Raw genomic sequence first — 18,386 nt, forward strand, 5'->3', positions numbered from 1 at the left:
CTTTCAGGCCACGCCTCGGATCCGCCTTGGGGCGGCTAGTCAACGGTACTATTTAATCCGGCATCCGCGTGACAAAACAAATACTCTGCTTCTATCAAATCAAAAAATGCTTCCCGCCCGGCCAATCCAAGTGAAACTGCATATGATTCAAGATCATCCGGCACTGGTTGGTCAAGCTGTGTTTCAAAATACCACATAACCATAGGTAGGCGCCTGCTTGCGGGACCGCCTCGGGCAGTCAATGATTCAGCTCCCCTTTGTGCCTTGCGATGGGCACGATCCCGCAATTCGGCATAGCTCCCGTCACGGCGCAACTCGCGCAAAAGCGATGACTCAAGGACCGAAGCCCGAGAGGTAATGTGGCCGTGCACCCGAGCGGCATCGGCCAGCATCGCCTCGTATTCCTCGACACTCAGATCATTCTCGTCCAGCCATGCCATCAAAGCGGCGCGGCGCGACAGGCCGGCTTTTTGCCGGTGCGCATCCATTTGTGCCATCAGGGCAGGGCGGTCAGGCTCTTCATCCCGCCGATCAGCCTCTTCCCGCGCCAGCAGAGTCAGCGCGGCCCGTTCACGCAGCCGCGTATACATGTCCGGGTTCAGCCTGACTTCGTCGATAACCGCCTGATCGGCCTTCTGATCGGCATCCACTCGGGCACGCAGCCCTTTCCACATCAGCGTTTCTTCGGTCGGTTGCTGCGTCGCCGGGAAGGGAAGGTCGTTTGCCAGATCTTCGGCCATACGCCCAAGCATCTCAATGGCATCACGCGCTTTTGCATCAACCTTGCCGTTTGGCAGCCAGTCCACAAAACTCTGGATGTCAGAAAGCCCGTTTAACGCGTCAATTATGTTAGGCCAACTGCGCTGACGATAGTTCATGCCTTTGGCAATCCGCAGAACCTCTGCGGCACGTTCAGCGACCAACATGCCTAGATTATGCGCCTCCTCAACCGTTGCTCGGACCGAGACCATGGGTTCGCTCAATGGCAAATAGCCCAATTCTGCCGGGCTGTGCAGGACCGCAACTTCGTCGTCATCCCGCAGGGTTTGGCTGTAGAAATCCTCAAAGATTCGACCCACGCCGATCATACCGAAATCAGCCAACTCTGCCGCGCGCAAAGCACCCATGCTGGCACTGCCATAAACGGGGATTCCCTGATCCATCGCCCAAAGAATCTCTTTATGCCAGACCGACGGGACGCCCTCAAAAAAGCCGTCTATTATCCCGATCGCACGCGGACGATCACGTGCCACGCGATATACGTCCCCCTGCCGGACCGGGGGCAAGATCACAGGGTCCAAGCATTGGGCCACAGCATCGGCTGTCAACGTCGGGCCCACAAAAATAACGACACTCATCCGTATGTTTCCATTACACGCTGCGCGCGTTCCCCGGCGATATAATCGGGGTCGTCATGAGGCGCTTCAAGCCCAGGTATGACAGCTCGGACAACGGCGATCTCATATTCCGGGCGCGATAGATCGACCGTGATCACCTGCGAAATACCTACAGTTTCGAGGCGGGTAGTCAGCAAGTTCAAATCCTCTTGGAATGATCCGGTGGCATATGTCGGAGCATTCGAAAAATCCTGCGTCGCGTCCGAGCTGTCAATCTGATTGCGAATATAGGCACATCTTTCTATCTGCGCCTGGTCAGTAAACTCTTCTGGGTCCAGATCATCACGCGCGCCAGAGATATAGGTGAGGCGGGTTTGTGCCGCTTCGGTCAGGGCCCGCAACAAAGCAATGGCGCGATCTGGATGGCAGCCATCACCGATACCGATGTGGCCGTTCTGCCCGTCCGGCTCGCAGATCGTACAGCGGAAACAGGCGATTCCGATGTCCGAGGTGGTGTCCCAGATGCCCAGGTTCAGGCCCGCTGCCTCAATCATGCTTATTGCGTCCTTGCACCTGTCATCATCGATAGTGTCTGGGTGGATCCGTGCTGGCGCGGACTGAAATTGCCACAGTGTGGTGGCATCGCGTTCGATGAGTTCAAAGATCGCATGGCAACTGGCTTCAAACAGGTTGTTGCCGGATGCCAAACCATTTGTCGTTCTGGGAAAGGCTACCTGCCCAGCCATCGGCAAAGACGTATAATCGGTATCGACCATCTCCATTGGAACCCAACGGGCGCAAGCGGAATTCAAATCCTGACCCTCTACCCACAATCTGTTCGCATCAGGATCAAATCGGCCACCAGTTACCCGAGGTAGCTTATCAACATCCACCACCGGCGCATCGCGCGCTATATCGGTAAATCGTGCCAGACGTTGAGGCGCCGTTACCCGTTCCGCGTGCCAGCTTTCGATCGCTTCCATAACCCCCGACGCTTGCGCGGCCGGGACTGACAATCCCTTGCCGAGCGACACCGAAACCGATCGGGAATTCGGGCGCGCAACCATGACCGTGGGCAATCCGATACGATCCAGGCCGGTTAAGTTCGCAATTCGAGTAATGCCCATTTCACGCAAATAGGGCGTTACGATTTCCAATGTTTGGCTGGGGCTTCGCAGGCGATGAGTATCAAGCACATATTGCTTTTCCGATACGTCAGACATGATGCAACCTTGCCAAAAACAAAAGAAATTGGCCACCAGGCGAAAATACTTGCCGGTGACCGGATCAGCTCAGGATGGGGGATGATTTCATATGGGTCAACTCTGCCGCCCATAATTGTCTCAACACGACAATCTACTTGCTGGACAATGATAAGCGCGGGCGGAACCAACTGTGTCCAGCAGCCAGCGCCTAAAATCGAATTGCAGCGACGATATTCAAAGGATGCCGCATTATTTTAACATAATCTTCATTCTGCGATATTTACTGCGCGACCGGAAACCCAAAATGTCTCGAAAAGCTGTCAGAAGCGCGCCTTCTTTCGTGCGAAGGTCCCAGGGCAATCGGGAAAGTTGCTCTATGGGGTCTAACTTAAAAAATATAATCAATGCAATACACTGAACTATGGTGCGGGTGGAGGGACTTGAACCCCCACGCCTTGCGGCGCCAGAACCTAAATCTGGTGCGTCTACCAATTTCGCCACACCCGCACGACCAGCAGCTGCTGCCGGAATGCCGCTCAATAGCAAAGCTTTTGAACGAGTGCGAGAGGGAAATTGTAGTTTACACGAAGAAAATTGATGCCCGTTTCAGAGCAAATCCAACCTCTGCTCAGAGGCACCACACAACCCGAAAACATATGAAAGACCGCACGACCACACCGACCGGAAAGGCCAATGGACTTGCAGCTGACCAAGCTTTGCCTGACGCCGCCCAAAACAGAAATCTCGTAGACCAGGCAGACCCAAAAAAGACTATGTGAAACATAGCGTCCTGTTAAAATTCACCATTGATGAACCTGCCAAATTTAAACACCCTCACGTTGTGCCGTGTTGTTGTTGCCTTTCCCGAAAGCGCGCTTTGTTTGGGCGATGGATTCTGTCTCATGACAAGATTTTGCCAAATATGGAGCTGACCACATGTATGTAAAACTATAATTTAATAAATAGTTACACTCCATTTGGGGGCCAGTTTTCAAATTCGGCTCGCTGTGAACTTCAGCTGATATGCTCATATTTTTATACGCTTTTTAGTTTAGTAGTGGGCCCCGGCAACTCCGCAGCCATACTTGCGCCACAATTCAAACGCCAAAAAATCTTATTCGCGTCAAAATAAGACCGCCTTGCCAGTAGTTGATGGGTGGAAAGGAGTTAATGAGTCTTTGCCTTCGGGCGTCTTACCAGTTCGTTCGCTCAACTCCAGTACAAGGGTCTTTACCGTGACCAACATGATGAACTCTGCATCTGCCGAGCAAGACGCGATTGGTCTTGCACGCGAAAGTTTTCTTGGTGAACTCAAAACCCTGAATCGCGAACACCCGAATACCGGGTTTGGCATCTCGCTGCGTACGCATTCTGGCGGGCATTATTTGCTTGCCAATTCCCGAATGCCCCTGCCCGAGGTCAAATCCCAGGGTTTCCCAACAGGGCGCAGTGTTGCGTGCCTGGAAAATAGCGACTGCTTCAGCTCGATCGAAGTGCTGGCCGATGCCCGCGCATATGAATCGATCACACCAAGCGCCGAAGCCGCAATTTTGGGCAACGCCCTGAACCTGATCGCCCGGATTGATACGCTGACTAGCGCACCTCACGGGCAGATCGAACCTCATATCGCCGCTACAGGAACCGGAGGCTAACCATGGCGCGTAACGATCATCTTTTGTCTGTTGGAAACGAAGCGCTGACCCCAATGACTTCGGCCATGTCGGCATTGACGACACAGATTGACCAACTGACAGAGGTGGCGGACGCGCGCTCCTCGGCACGTCTTGCGACGCTCAAGACACGCATGGAGAATTTCACTGCCAGCGTCACGCTGGTCGGTCAGGTCAAGGCGGGAAAATCTTCGCTTGTGAACATTCTGTCCGCACGCCCTGCCCTGCTGCCTTCGGATGTGAACCCATGGACCTCTGTGGTTACCACGCTGAACATCAACACCAGAACCCAGGGTGATACAAAATCCCGGTTCACTTTCTTCGAACAAGAGGAATGGGACAATCTGATGGTTGGCGGCGGCCGGCTGGGAGAGCTGGCCAATCGGGCCGGCGCCGACGATGAAATGGACGATATCCGCCGTCAGATCGGCGAAATGAAAGCTAAGTCCGAGGAACGACTGGGTAAGCATTTCGACCTGATTCTGGGGCAAAGCCATCAATACGACTATTTCGATGAGGAACTGATCCAAAGGTATGTGTGTCTGGGTGATGAAGACGACCCGGACATCAACCCCAAGACCGGTCGTTTTGCGGATGTGACAAAGTCGGCTGAGCTGTACATGGACATCCCCCAGTACCCGATTTCCCTCAAGCTGTGCGACACACCGGGTGTAAACGATACGTTTATGGTGCGTGAACAGATCACCCTGCGCAGCCTGCGCGGGTCCGAAGTCTGCATTGTGGTTCTGGCAGCCAGTCAGGCTCTGACCACAATGGACATGGCGCTGATGCGGATCATCGCTCAGTTCGAAAATCGTCAGATTATCCTGTTCGTTAACCGAATTGACGAACTTGCAGATCCGGTCACCCAGGTTCCTGAGATTCGGGATCGGATTCTGGACACGCTGAAACAGAACAATATCGACACCAAGGCAAGTGTCGTGTTCGGCAGCGCCCTGTGGGCCGAGGCCGCGATAACTGGCAATCCCGATATTCTGTCTGAGGAATCCCGGAAAGCCCTGAACACGTTCTATCTGGCGGCCGGGTTTGGCGATCAGGCCCCGTCACTGGACAAGATTTGGGCGTTGTCCGGTTTGCCCGACCTATTGCTGGCGATGAATGAACGCATTGCCGAAGGCGCAGGAACTCGACTTCTGGACCGTGTACGCCACCGGGCGCGCAACATCGCCAGTCAGATCCGGGCGACCGCCGTGGCCAAAAAACTATCCGACAGCGAAGGGATCGTGCGAGAGCTGAACGGGGTAGCACCCGAAGACGCCGTGGCCGAGGTCAACGCAGAGTATGAAAAAAAGGCCGCTGAACTTACTGCTTCCTTGCGCGCGAAAGTGCTTGAGCGTCTGAACTCGGCCGAAGCCAACTTTGTCAAACGTGCCACCGATTCTCTGATCGCGCATCTTGAGCAAAATGGCGAGCAAGGAACGTGGCAGTACGATCCTGCCGGGCTGCGGACCTTGCAAAAAGCGGCCTATTTTAGCTTTGCCCGGTCGATGCGCAAAGAAGTTGGTGCGTTGTATTCAGCGGCAGCCGCTGACATCGAAGCGTTGTATCAAAGCTTGCTGGGCAACCATCTGGGAGAGTTCAGCATCGAGGCACCAATCGTCCCGCGGGTACCACCTCCACTGGGTATCGGACGCACGATTGCCCTGGACTTGCAAAGCACATGGTGGCGCCGCTGGTGGCAACGCCGCAATGGTTTCGAGGCCTATGCGGCGGATTATACGCGCCTGATCACATCAGAGGCGAATTCGATCACCAAGGATATCGAAGAAAACCAGATTGCAGCAGTTCTTGAAAATGTCCGCGCCGCCCTTTCCGACTTTATGCGCGAGCAAAAGGAGACTCTGTTGAACATTTCGGCCTCAGCCGAAAAGGACCCCGGTCGCAGTGCAGCGCTGATGGAGGGGCTGGCCCCTCAGAAATCCCGCGACGATATCCTCGGCGATATCCTGAAAGATCTTAGTAACGAGGCAGCATAAGTAGCGATATGGCAAAAGATTCACAAACCCGCTTCGTCTCTTCAAAAGCATGGGACCGCATTGAGAAATGGTCCCGCAGGAAACCTGTTTTCGCACTTATGGGGGAATTCAGCGCCGGCAAATCAACCTTGATGAACTTTCTGCTGCGCTCGGAGGCACTGCCTACACAGGTTACAGCCACACAGCTGCCACCAGTTTGGTTCAGTTGGGGTAGAAGGTCGGCCTATGTACAACGCCCTGACGGAACTCGCGAAAACATTGACCTGGACCAGCTGGAACAAGTCGGGGTGAATGATGCCCAGTTTATTCGCATATTTCTGGAATCCGACATCCTGGAAGCCGTCGACCTGATTGACACCCCGGGTATTTCCGACCCCAAGATTTCTACTGATGTCTGGCGACGGGCTGTCGGTCAGGCAAATGGCGTTATTTGGTGTACGCACGCCACGCAGGCATGGCGCGAAACGGAACGGGCAACCTGGGTTTCCCTGCCCGAACGGTTGCAACATAATTCATTGCTGCTGGTCACACGTGCAGACGTTTTGGATGTCAAGGATCGCCAAAAGGTCCTTCGTCGTGTGAACCGCGAAGCAGGTCACCTGTTCAACCGTTCGATCCTGTTTTCAGCACGTGATGCCATCATGGCCCGCGACAAAAGTGGGGACGCCGAATTGTGGACCCGCAGTGGCGGTGGCAAGATGGTCGACAGCTTCCTGGAAATCACAGAACTGATCATGGACAGCCGCGCTCATCAGCTGGCGCGTTATCAAATTGACACCAGCTTGTCCGATACTCCTCAGGTACACCCGCTGCGCCCGCGGCGCAATTTCTCGAATGTACAGGGAACCGCTCCGCTGAAGCTGGTAAATCCGCTGCATAAGGGAACAGAGCCCGAGGTGGTGACACAATTCCCCGTGCGCCCTGCCCGGGTCGAACTGCGCCCCGATGAGGTTGAACGTGCCCCGCGCATTGACCCACAAGAGGCCGAACGTCTGCGCGCCGACATGACCTCGGGCGCCGAGATCGTAAAAGAAGAAAAAGAAGACGAATTGCGGGCGTTCTTCCGGGAGACCACTCCCGAGGACTCGGACGTTGCCGATCTGTCCGTTGCTCCTACCGAGGATGATGAAGCAGACCCACAGGCCGTATCCGTCATTGATGAAACTGACTTTGTGGAAGTTCAGCCACTTTCTGCGGAAGCAGAAGTTGCTGAAGAAGAAAACCTGTTCAGTGACGAAGACGAAGCTGACACATTCATGGCCTCTTTGGAGGACCAGCTTACAGATGTTCCGGAGCCCGAAGAGACCATTCAGGCAGAGCCGGAAGAAACCCCGGTCGAACTTTCCGTATCCTCGATCACAGCGTTGATGGCAGAACAATCAGATGATGCCGAGGATGAGTTCGAACCAGAGCCGGAAACCAATGGCCTGGTGAACACTCAGGTTGTCGCCCTGCCAGAGAGCAGACCGGAAATCGCGGGCTCGTTTGAAGACATTGTGAACGTTTCCGTCGACACCCCGCTTAGCGCGGCGGCGATGTGGCGCGAGGTCACGGATGGCGAAGACATGCCCACCAACCCAGAAGCGTTGAAGAAGGTATTTCAAGCATTTCTTGAGGAATTTGACCAAATCACGGCCGAACACAATGCGCGAAAATCAGATAACGCGGTACGGCCCATGGCCAATACCTCTGAAGACACGGGTGTTGAACGACATGTACTTTAGCGGTGAGAAACCTAGGAGACAGGGCAACTGATGTCTATCGAAACAGCATTAAACGATGCGATGGCGACCATACCCGACTGCATAGCAGCCGGGTATGTCGACATGAAGACAGGTATGTTGCTAGGCACCCATGTCACAGACTCGGAAAGTGCCGAAGCCTTGGATACTCTGGCCATTGCGGTGGCCAACCTTTTTCAGGGGCACGGTGTGATCGCGTTTGAGAATCTGCTGCGTTCGACCGACGCCGACGATACGGAAAATCCTGGGTTTGGCGAAATCGCAGTGTTTTCAAAGGATCGGCTGAATATTTTCCTGCGGACCCCGGACTACCCGGACCATGTGGTCTGCTACATCTGTCGCGACAGTGCCAATGTGGGGCTGGCGCTTACTAAATCGCACATAAGCCTGGGGCCGGTTACGGCCGCTGTATAACGGGACCAGAGGGGGTCACGGCATGATGGATACTGACATACTGGACATGCTCGAAGACATCGGGCGGTTGTCGGTCGCCCGTTTGAATCCGACGGTTACATTAGCTGCTGAGACGGCTGAGATTCGTCGTGAAAAGATCCTGCGTACAATTCGCGGAACCATTTTGCCGCGTCGGCTGGAATTTACCGCGGCCAATGGTGATTGTCTGGCAATGGAGGTCAACAGCTCGCGGGTAACTGATGTTTTCCGGGTCCGCTCGGGCATGATACCGGATTTTGAAACTACTCCGCGTGAAGAGCTTGCGACCCGCTTGGCCGAATTGGTGTCCGATATTGCAGCAGCCCCTGCCCCGTTGGAGCTGCTTTCTCTGCAACCGGACACGGCGCTTGAGGTCGATGATGTCGGCGTGACTTTCAGCGAGATTGCAAAGGCTTGCGGCACTATCGAACTGCCGCCCGAGACGGTCGTTTCTTTGGTTCCCGACACGCCTGCCCCGCAAGAAACAGATATTCCAGCGCCCGCCGCCGAGGCGACAGCAGGAACCATTGCCAGCGCGTTTTTTGATGGCGCTGAACGGTTCGCATTGGGACGCGCCGAAGTCGCCTTGGACGGTGCAGCCATATCGCGGCTCGAAGGAGTATGCGACGTCGGGCAACCCATGCACGCCGATCAGGATCTGGTTCGTCAGTTTGCACAGGATCTTGTTGGGTGGGACGGTGACGCCGCCATCGCGCTGGATCATCCTCAGCTGATTGTAATGCGGCCTTCAGGGGGCAAAGGGGATGCGCTTGCCGTTCTGCATGACGGGTCTCAATTTGCGCTGGCCATTCATGAAGCGCGCAAACTGGGAGCCGTCGTAAACCTTTGGAAATCAGTTACGGGATCGGAAAAATGATCCGGTGCCAACAGTTCAATTTTTCAACGAATTCGATCCGTGAAATTAAGTAGTCAGGGTATGTGTTATGAGTGAGAATAATCGTCGCGAGTTACTTCGTATAGCCAACGAGATGAAAGGCGTCAGCAATGACGAAACCGGGCAGTTTATCTCTCGGATCATTGGTGATCTTTCGAACCTGAAGCCCTCGATTGCTTTTGTTGGTCAGATCAAGGCCGGCAAATCCCGACTGATCAATGGTTTTACCGGACAGGCCGAATATCTGCCGTCGGATGTGAACCCTTGGACAACCGTAATCACTGATATGCATTTCGGCCACCCGTCGGGCCGGACGCAAGGTGCCGAGTTCCATTTCTTCGACAACCGTCAGTGGCAGTCCCTGATTGCCGAAGGCGAAGAGCTGCGCAACATGTTCCCCGATGACGAGGACAGTTATAAGCGCGAGATGATCGAAGAACAGGTCGACGCAATGAAGACCCGCGCCAAGCTTCGGCTGGGCGATAGCTATGAACAGCTGCTGGGCCAACATCATGATCTGGAAGACCTGAATTCGGATGATTTGGCACGTTATGTTTGCGCAGGCGATGACCCGACCGAGGGTGGGACACATGATCCGGCATCGGACCGGGGCCTTTACAGCGACATCACCCGAAAGGCCGAGGTCTATTTTGACATCGGACATTTCCCATTTCCGCTTACGGTCACCGATACGCCCGGTGTAAATGACCCTCTGCTGATCCGCGAAGAGATCTCTCGTCAATACCTCAAAGAGTCCGACTTTTTTGTGGTTGTCCTGTCGGCGCATCAGGCGCTTTCTCGGGCGGACTTGAAACTGTTCCGCCTAATGCAAGCGCTGGAGCTGGGCCAGATCGTGGTTTTTATCAACCGCGTGGACGAATTGGGAAATGGTGCCGAAGATGCGTTCAAGGTGCGGGCCGATGTTCTGGACGGGCTTGAGAAGGCGCTTGGGAACTCGAACATTGACGTGCTGACCGGCAGTGCCCAATGGGCGCATTACGCCCTGACCGGTGACGAAGCCGGTATCAATCACGACGATGTCCTGGCCTGGCTGCGCGCGCACCCCGATCAGATGAAGCAATATCTGGACGGTGTCGAAGAGATCAAACAAGGCCCCGGCCCGATCAGCCGCGAAGGTGTTTTGCGCTTTGCCGCTATGATCGCCTCCGGGTTGCCCGATCTGCGCCGGCATGTGACCCGAGCGCTGACAGAAGGCCCGCGCGATGAACAACTGCGTATGGCCTGGCAGCATCTCAACAGCTTTGCCCAAGGTGAATTGGACCGGTCCAAAGCGCATCTGCGCGCGATCGAGAACGACACCACAACCTCGGCAGAAGACGCTGGTGAAAACAACAGGATATTGGCCGATCTGCGGAACTCGGTCAGCGACAAGACCACCAAGATCATTGACGAAATGGATGACGTCCTGGCCAACCTGAGGGGCGTAATGGATGACACCGTGGCCGAGGCCGTGTCGGGCGTTGTTCGCGGCCCGAACGGAGATTCTCCGCTGTTGTCGAAAACCGGAGAAACCGAGCTGAATTTCACTCCGCTGCGTGACCGCATGCGCGAACTTGTTCAGGGGGCCACCCAAGTTGTCCGCCAAAGAATGCTGAGCGAGCTCTACGCAATCGACATGCAAAGCAATGCCACGCTGCGGGCTCTGCCCGGCTGGCAGGACGCAACCGACAACCGGATGAATACCAGCGCAGTTCGCTGGTTCCGTCCGGACACGTCCGCTTTGACCCGTGGCATCACTGTCGAACTTCGGGTAAACTGGTTGTCCCGGCTGATTTCGCGTAAAAGTGTCGTGTCCCGTGCCGAACGCATGATCGTTCAGGAGTTTGAGATGATCGGAGATGATCTGGTGGATACCGCCCGCGGTGATTTGACCGAGCGGCTTAATACTGTGCTGGACCATTATCTGGCCCTGCTCGCCACACATCTTGAACATCGTGCCGGAACCGGCGAAACAAATGCCCGGGCCGAGGCGCAAGCCTCCTTCAACCACGCACAACATATTTCTGACGAGCTGGGCACCCTATTCAGCCAGCATCAAACAGATGAAAGACTAGCAGAGGCAGCGGAATGATCGAATTTCCCGGAACCGACAAGGAAGTGAGGCAGCTCGAGCGCTTTCTGACCGCGACCGAAAGCCTGCCGAGCGACGTGGCGCTCGAAGATATGCGCGCCCGTGCTTTGGCGCATGCCGAACGCTTGTCAAACGCGGTCAATATTGGATTCGCCGGAGAATTTGGGGCGGGAAAATCCAGCCTGGCCAACATGCTGGCCGGGGCAGATATTCTGCCTACCGGGCCGCAACATCTGAAACTGCCGCTCGTTATTGTGGCATATTCCGAAACCCCCGAAACAACTGTCGGGTGGTGGGACCGGGAACCTAAGGTCTATTCTGGAATTGCACTTGAAAAAGCCGCCAAAGACGAACCCGACTTTATCTCTGTTGGATTGAACACCCCTGCCCTGCAAGAGATATCGCTCTACGATCTGCCTGGGTCAGGCGCTTTGGATGATACCTATAAACCGACGCTCGATCTGCTCAAATTTGTGGATTGCGCGATCTGGTGCACCAACGGCACAAATGCATGGCGCGAAACGGAACGCCATCTTTGGGCTAAGGTTCCGGAAGAGTTGCGAGCAAACAGCATATTGGCTGTGACACATACAGATTTGCCTCCGGTACGCGACGCGCTTGACCGGGTGTTGGCCCGCTTGAACAAAGAAAAGCGCAATATGTTCCGCTCGGTTGTGCCGATCGGCACCCCAGTGGCTGTCCGTGCCATGGCGCAAGAGCCAGAACCGGATTTCGCCCTTTGGGAAACCTGCGGTGGACAGGGGCTGGCCGAGCAGGTGCTTGATATTGCTTCGAACCGGCGACAGGCAGACCTGAGTTCGGCGCGCGAAGATCTGGAACAGCACTTTCTACCCTATCTGAAATCGATTGACGTTCAGGTGCCGGACATAGCCGCCCTCGACGCGCCCTCTATGCAGGCTACGCTGGAAAACGTGCTACCCCCTATCGACAATCCGATCCTGGAAGACTGGCTTGCCGCAATTGCCAGTATCTATGAAGACCTGCGGGAAACCTCAAATATGGAGCCTGCGGCTTTCCTGCAAAGCTGTCAGGAAATCGTTGAGGATTTCGCCGAGCGCCTGGAAAACGATGGCGAGATTGACCCGACGGCGGATTGGATTCCGGGTGAGTTCGAAAAGGCCACGGACTTGTTGCTTTTGCTTCAGTTCGAAAGCGGCGTTGCGCCACTGAAGGATGCGATTAGCATCCTGGCACAGCTGAGTGACAACCTTGCTTGGGCCGGCAGCCGGGTTGAATCGGCACAACCAAAGACCGGAACCTGAAATTTCCGCTCAAGGCTGAGCGGCAATTCCGCGAATCGTAGAGGCGATTCCTACGAATCTATTGTTTCGAATTTGTAGACCAATCCTTAAGAATTTGTTTTTAGCTTTCGATTTTATCACAATATATTTCTATATGTAGTATAAACTGTCAAATAAACACTACATATAGATCAATCGCAAAAACGATCCTTAGTGAAGCCATCAGGCGGCCCCAATAAAGTCAAATTTGAATCGTCTAACCGACTTGAGTGTCCTGCGGTTGTTTTTGGTTGTGTGTTTGCGGGCTATTTGCCCAGGTTTTTTGCCGCAAAACGATTAGAACGGGCGGAATGAAATGAGCCATAACCAGGCTGTCGGTGCAACGCACGACGAACCTAAGATTGAAGGACTTGAACCTGGCGCAAAGCTGTTGCGCGGGCAGTATGAGATTCTTCGTTTCCTCAGCAATGGCGGGTTTGGGATTACCTACCTGGCCCGCGACAGCCTAGAGCGCGATGTCGTGATCAAAGAGTGCTATCCGGGCGCTCTGTGCCGTCGGAATGGTGACGCGGTTGAACCCATCAATCCCGACCACAAAGAAGATCTGCGCGCGATCATCGACCTGTTCATTCAGGAAGCGCGCAATCACGCCCGACTGGTTCATCCCAATATCGTTGACGTACATCAGGTCTTTGAAGACAACGACACGGCGTATATCGCAATGGACCTGATCCGGGGTTGCGATCTTCTGGATTATTCCGAGAACCCCGAAAACGACGCGGGCCCGGATTTCATTGTCCAAGTCACCGAGAAAATGCTGTCGGCCGTTTCGTTCATCCACCAAAGCGGAATGCTGCATCGCGATATCTCACCGGACAATATTCTGATTGACCAAAACGGAGACCCGGTCCTCATCGACTTTGGTGCCGCGCGCGAACAGGCAGCCAATCAATCTGCTGCCCTGTTGACTTTGCGCGTTATCAAAGACGGCTATTCCCCGCACGAATTCTATGTACGCGGCGCAGATCAGGGACCCAGCAGCGACCTCTATGTTCTCGCGGCGACGCTTTATCACGCCATCAGTGGCGAACGTCCGATCGACGGGCAAACCCGACTGAATGCCTTCAACAATGGCCAGGATGATCCCTATACGCCCCTCGCAGGTCAGTACAGCGGCTATCCCGATGGGTTCCTTGAAGCGGTCGACAAAGCGATGGAAGTTCACGCAACAGATCGTCTGCAAACGGCCCTGGATTGGCTGCGGATGTTCCGTGGTCCCGGCGTCATGTTTGACTCCTTCGCCTATCGTCCGGTCTCGGTCATCGTGGCGATGGACCGTAAGGACGAAGTCGAAGAGCAAGCCCGGATCAAAGCCGAAAGTGAAAATGCCGAGGCGGTGGTGACTGCCTTGTTGGCTGGGAACCCTGACATTGCCCTGGGTAATGAGGATAAGTCAGAGGGCGATCTGGCCAAGTTTGCACAAAAAGAAGAGGCCGCGGTTGCGGTCGACACGATCGTCAAGAACGGATCAGGCGGCAGCGGTAAAGTCATCGCAGGCGCTGCTGCGGTGGTGGTTGCCTTGGCTGCAGGCGGATTCGTTTTGTTCAGTGGCAGCGAAGAAACCCCCGAACCGACAGCAGCGCCGGTCCAAGTGACCGAGACAGAGGCACCAGCCTCGGAACAGCCGGAAGAAGCCGTGGAAACGGCGGCACCGGCCGCTGCGGAAGAGGTCGTGGAAACGGCAGAACCGGCCGCTGCGGAAGCTGAAGCACCAGAACAAGAAGTCGCAAGCGCAGAACCTGTTGAGCAGACGGATACCCTCACGGCGCAAAACGCCGAAGCGCAACCTGTCGAGGCAGCCCCGGTTGCTGCTGACCCGGTAGAAATCAGCGCTGCTGCTGGCCAACCGGCAGAAACGCAGATTGCGTATTCTCATTGGGATGTGGAAATACCGTTCCAGACTTCGAAACGCCGCGCCTCGACTGGCAGCGTCGTTGTCGTGACCGGCATTGACCCCACGCTGGATACTTCCGTGATCGGAGAATGGGTGCAGCATGGGGCGTCAATTTATACTGTGAATGGAGTGCCGGTCCAGGCAGATGCAAGTTTTGCCGCCCAGATTTTGGATGACCTGAAGGTCGATCCGGATGGGTATATCCGCATCACTGCCCGTTATCGGGAACTCGGAAAAACCCGTGCGCAGAACGGATTGCTGGCCCTGCCCGCCATTCGCATGTTGGGTCTCGAGAATGGTTATGTGTTCACTATCAGGAACAGCAATGGAAACGGCTGGGCAACTGTTGTTGACACTGCACCAGACGCACCCGCAGCAGGCAGCCTGCGCAAAGGCGATGTACTGATCTCGGAAAATCATACCGGTCAGAACATTACCAACCCTGAAGGGCTGGACGCGCTTTTGCAGCTCCTTGTTTCTGAAAACCAGCCCGAAGCCCGCTTTACAGTTCTGCGTAACGGTACTGAAACGGGTGCGGTTATGCCCCTGGTACAGGAGTAATGATCCGGTCTGATTGTGATCTGCCTGTGTGTGTTTGCTGAGAGTGAAGCGAAAGCCATCACTCTGACGGGGACCGGCCCGTCGCAGAAGGTAAATGAGTTTTTTGTTCCCAATCATCAGTGCCTGTGTGCCGAACGTGCAGAGGTGAGTAGCAGCCCCATGGGACGTAGTTCCTGTGCCAAGAAACAAAGGTGTCGACACCATGTTTAAATATAAAAGCCCCCTTAGCCGGCTTCTCGAAGGTGCCGGCAAACCTCAAGAGACCGAAACCGAGGAGGTCGCGTCACCTGAGTCTGATAACGCTGAACCGATTGCGGATTTCAACGCACTTCGTAATGCACTGGCAGGCGGCAACATTGCTGCTGATAGCTACGATGAAAGCGAAGAACTATTACCCGAAGGCAAGATGCCGGTGTTCTCCGAAGCTGAACAAGCCACTGCCGATGAGATTATCGTCGAGGAAGTGGTCGCCGAAGTGCAAAGCGCCACCGAGGTTACAGTTGATGCCGACCCAAAGGACGACGAACCGGTTGTGACACTGCATGTGTCAACCGAAGAACTGACAGCCACGATTGAAGATCCCGCGCCTGAAATGGCGATGGAAGAACCGGTCGTAGACGTAGTCGTCGAGACAGTTGATCCGGAACCAGAAGCGCCTTCTGCCCCGGAGGTCGAGGCACAACCTCAGCCTGCTCCTGCGGCAAAAGAAGACAGACGCAGCCGTGTGAAAACCACCTTCCTGGGCTTCGAGCGCGCGGATACGCATGTTCAGGACCTGATGGAAACAGCCGAGCCGGTGGCTATGGCCAAGACCGAGACCGCGCAGGCGACATTCCCGGTAGGATGGCTTGTTGTAACTTCCGGCCCCGGCCGCGGTTCCAGCGTTACGCTGACAGAAGGCCTGATGCAGATTGGGCGTAATGATGACCAGGCGATCCAGCTGGACTTTGGCGACACTGGGATTTCCCGCAGCAACCATGCGGTAATTGCCTATGACCCGGAAGACCGCAAATGCTATCTGGGCCACGGCGGCAAGGCCAATCTGGTGCGCCTGAACGGCAAACCCGTTCTCAGCACGGTTCCACTCTCCACAGGCGATCTTATCCGGATCAGTGAAACCTCAATCCGTTTTGCAGCCTTCTGCGATGACGGCTTTGATTGGCGGGATGTTTAATTGATGCTGGCGACCCCGGCATATGATCTTGCGCTGATCCTGGATCAGGGTCAGCGCGACACGCAGGAAGACGCGGTCGCGTCGCGTATGTTCGACGCGGCGGATGCGGGCTATGTCATCGTCGCGGACGGAATGGGTGGGCATGCGGCAGGAGAAGTGGCATCCGAGCTGGTGGTCAAAGCCTGGCGCGATGCACTGGATACCGAACTTGAAGCAGACGCTCCGGCTGAGACTGCGCTGATCGACGCCTTACCCTTGGCAGCCATGCAGGCAAATGCCGCGATTTCGACTTACTGCGAGGAGCAGGGTGAAGATTTCAACATGGGATCAACCATGTTGGGAGTTTTGCTGCTGGAAAAGCGCGTCTTCTGGATTTCGATTGGCGACAGCCCCCTATATCTCTATCGCGACCGTACCCTCAGCCAAATCAACGAAGACCATTCGATGGCTCCGATGATTGATGCTCAGGTTGCTGCAGGTACCCTTACGCCAGACCAGGCGTCGTCTCACCCCGACCGAAACCAACTGACTTCGGTGATAATGGGCGCCGCAATTCCCAAGGTCGATTGCCCGGAAGAACCATTGGGTCTTAGCACCGCGGATGTGCTGATCGTGGGAAGTGATGGGCTGCAATATCTGAGCAACACAGAAATTCAGGCAATTCTTGAGGAAAACGAAGATGCGCTGGCTCAAGATATTGCGGATGCGCTGTTGCGGGCACTGAGAACCAGGAACGACCCGGATCAAGACAATACGTCGATTGGCGTCATCAAACTCAGAAGAAACGACTAGAGGCAAAGCAACCGGACCAATGAAACTCCATCTGATCATATCCAGCCTGGCACTAGCTGCCGCGACGGGCGCTGCTTCGGCACAAGAAGCATGCTCAACCTATGAAATCCAGCGAGGCGACAGCCTGCGGGAACTGACCATCGCAGTCTATTCGACCGAAGATTTTCGGATCATCTTCGAGGCAAACCGCGATGTAATCGGAAATAATCCCAATGTCATCCGCGTCGGCGACGTTTTGACCCTTCCGTGTTTGGAAGATATCGGGCGCGCAGCTGCCGTGCCGCAGACAGAGGCCGAAGCAATGGCCGCCGAAATGGCCGCCGAACTTGTCAAGGCTGCGGAAGATCGCGCTGCCAAAGCTATCGCCGAAGCCGAGTCCCGCGTGGCCGAAGCCAAAGCAGAGGCGGTCATCGCCGCCAAGGCTGCGGCCAAGGATGAGATCGAGGCCGCGCGTGCTGAAGGTGCTGCCCTAATCCGCAATGCAGGTACCGGTGAACGTCCTGAAATCCGGGACCGTCAGTTGATTTTGATCACTGGCGGCAACTATTCCCCGTTCACGGATGAAGCTCTGCCGCATCGTGGTCTATATACAAATCTTGTTGAAACCGCGATGTTGCGCGCAGCGCCGGAACAGTCCTACAAGATTCAGTTCGTCAATGACTGGTCTTCACATCTGGATCTGTTGATGCCGACGCTGGCATTTGACGCGACCTTCCCGTGGTCGCGTCCAGATTGTGACGACGCAGATGCACTGTCTGAAAATGACCGTTCACGTTGTGAAACCTACAATTTCTCGAACCCGTTCTATGAAGTTGTGGACACGTTCTTTGCTCGCGAAGGTTCGGGCTATGAAGAGACCCTGACATATGCGGACTTTGCCGGTGCAACCATCTGCCGACCCGAGGGCTGGTCCCTGTCGCATATGGACGCGGTGGGGCTGTACGAGCCCGCGATCACGATGCTGCGCCCGGTTTCGCCGGATGAATGTTTCCATGCATTGATGGATGGAACCGCCGACATTGCCGCAATTGAGGCCCATCTGGCCGTCGAGGCAATCGGTCGGCTGGGTTACGAGCATCGCATTGTAGAAAACCCCAACCTGGCAGCGATCAAGTCTCTTAACATCATGACTCATAAGGATAATCCTGATGGAGAAGCGATCCTTGAAACGCTTAATCAGGGTCTGGCGATCATGCAGCAATCAGGCGAGTGGCGCGACATCGTCTCAACCGCTCTGCGTTATCAAATGGAAAATGGCTAAGGCCCTTATTGG

Annotated in this window: 13 protein-coding genes and 1 tRNA gene; 11 read left to right on the plus strand and 3 right to left on the minus strand. The window is 55.2% G+C overall.

Going from position 1 to position 18,386, the window contains the following annotated elements:
- Nucleotides 1-35: 35 nt before the first annotated feature.
- From AC2FLG_RS04290 to AC2FLG_RS04300, 3 genes are all read right to left on the minus strand, one after another.
- Entirely contained in the window at nt 36-1,358 is a 1,323-nt protein-coding gene (locus AC2FLG_RS04290) for a TfuA-like protein (protein ID WP_496705120.1), read from the minus strand.
- Nucleotides 1,355-2,560, minus strand: a complete 1,206-nt coding sequence (locus tag AC2FLG_RS04295; protein WP_496705122.1) for a YcaO-like family protein — start codon at nt 2,558-2,560, stop codon at nt 1,355-1,357. Before AC2FLG_RS04295 ends, AC2FLG_RS04290 begins: the two co-directional genes overlap by 4 nt.
- A gap of 404 nt (nt 2,561-2,964) precedes the next feature.
- A tRNA-Leu gene (locus tag AC2FLG_RS04300) sits at nt 2,965-3,049 on the minus strand.
- Nucleotides 3,050-3,789: 740 nt separating this feature from the next.
- Between AC2FLG_RS04300 and AC2FLG_RS04305 the strand changes: the two genes are divergently transcribed.
- The 11 genes from AC2FLG_RS04305 to AC2FLG_RS04355 all read left to right on the plus strand — a co-directional run bounded on the left by AC2FLG_RS04305 (nt 3,790) and on the right by AC2FLG_RS04355 (nt 18,374).
- Nucleotides 3,790-4,194, plus strand: a complete 405-nt coding sequence (locus AC2FLG_RS04305) for a hypothetical protein (RefSeq protein WP_496677113.1) — start codon at nt 3,790-3,792, stop codon at nt 4,192-4,194.
- A gap of 2 nt (nt 4,195-4,196) precedes the next feature.
- Nucleotides 4,197-6,209 carry a dynamin family protein gene (locus tag AC2FLG_RS04310; protein WP_142636261.1) on the plus strand — a complete coding sequence of 671 codons (2,013 nt, stop codon included), beginning with the start codon at nt 4,197-4,199 and terminating at the stop codon, nt 6,207-6,209.
- Between the two features lie 8 nt (nt 6,210-6,217).
- A complete protein-coding gene (locus tag AC2FLG_RS04315) occupies nt 6,218-7,933 on the plus strand; it encodes a dynamin family protein (RefSeq protein ID WP_496705124.1) in 1,716 nt (571 codons plus the stop codon).
- A gap of 30 nt (nt 7,934-7,963) precedes the next feature.
- On the plus strand, nt 7,964-8,365 hold the full coding sequence (locus tag AC2FLG_RS04320) for a hypothetical protein (RefSeq protein ID WP_496691615.1): 402 nt from the start codon (nt 7,964-7,966) through the stop codon (nt 8,363-8,365).
- Between the two features lie 22 nt (nt 8,366-8,387).
- Complete coding sequence (locus AC2FLG_RS04325) at nt 8,388-9,260, plus strand: hypothetical protein (RefSeq protein ID WP_496703186.1); 873 nt, start codon at nt 8,388-8,390, stop codon at nt 9,258-9,260.
- A gap of 67 nt (nt 9,261-9,327) precedes the next feature.
- Complete coding sequence (locus tag AC2FLG_RS04330) at nt 9,328-11,370, plus strand: dynamin family protein (protein ID WP_496701886.1); 2,043 nt, start codon at nt 9,328-9,330, stop codon at nt 11,368-11,370.
- On the plus strand, nt 11,367-12,653 hold the full coding sequence (locus tag AC2FLG_RS04335; protein WP_271948831.1) for a dynamin family protein: 1,287 nt from the start codon (nt 11,367-11,369) through the stop codon (nt 12,651-12,653). The genes AC2FLG_RS04330 and AC2FLG_RS04335 overlap by 4 nt, the downstream gene beginning before the upstream one ends.
- A 334-nt stretch (nt 12,654-12,987) precedes the next feature.
- On the plus strand, nt 12,988-15,147 hold the full coding sequence (locus tag AC2FLG_RS04340; RefSeq protein WP_496705126.1) for a serine/threonine protein kinase: 2,160 nt from the start codon (nt 12,988-12,990) through the stop codon (nt 15,145-15,147).
- A gap of 202 nt (nt 15,148-15,349) precedes the next feature.
- The gene (locus AC2FLG_RS04345) at nt 15,350-16,321 is read left to right on the plus strand and encodes an FHA domain-containing protein (protein WP_496705128.1); all 972 of its coding nucleotides are present in this window, start codon (nt 15,350-15,352) and stop codon (nt 16,319-16,321) included.
- Nucleotides 16,322-16,324: 3 nt separating this feature from the next.
- Complete coding sequence (locus AC2FLG_RS04350) at nt 16,325-17,113, plus strand: PP2C family protein-serine/threonine phosphatase (protein WP_281995081.1); 789 nt, start codon at nt 16,325-16,327, stop codon at nt 17,111-17,113.
- Nucleotides 17,114-17,132: 19 nt separating this feature from the next.
- Complete coding sequence (locus AC2FLG_RS04355) at nt 17,133-18,374, plus strand: transporter substrate-binding domain-containing protein (protein ID WP_142636243.1); 1,242 nt, start codon at nt 17,133-17,135, stop codon at nt 18,372-18,374.
- The last annotated feature ends 12 nt before the right edge of the window (nt 18,375-18,386 follow it).

It is taken from the genome of Ruegeria sp. CDSA193 (assembly GCF_059611885.1).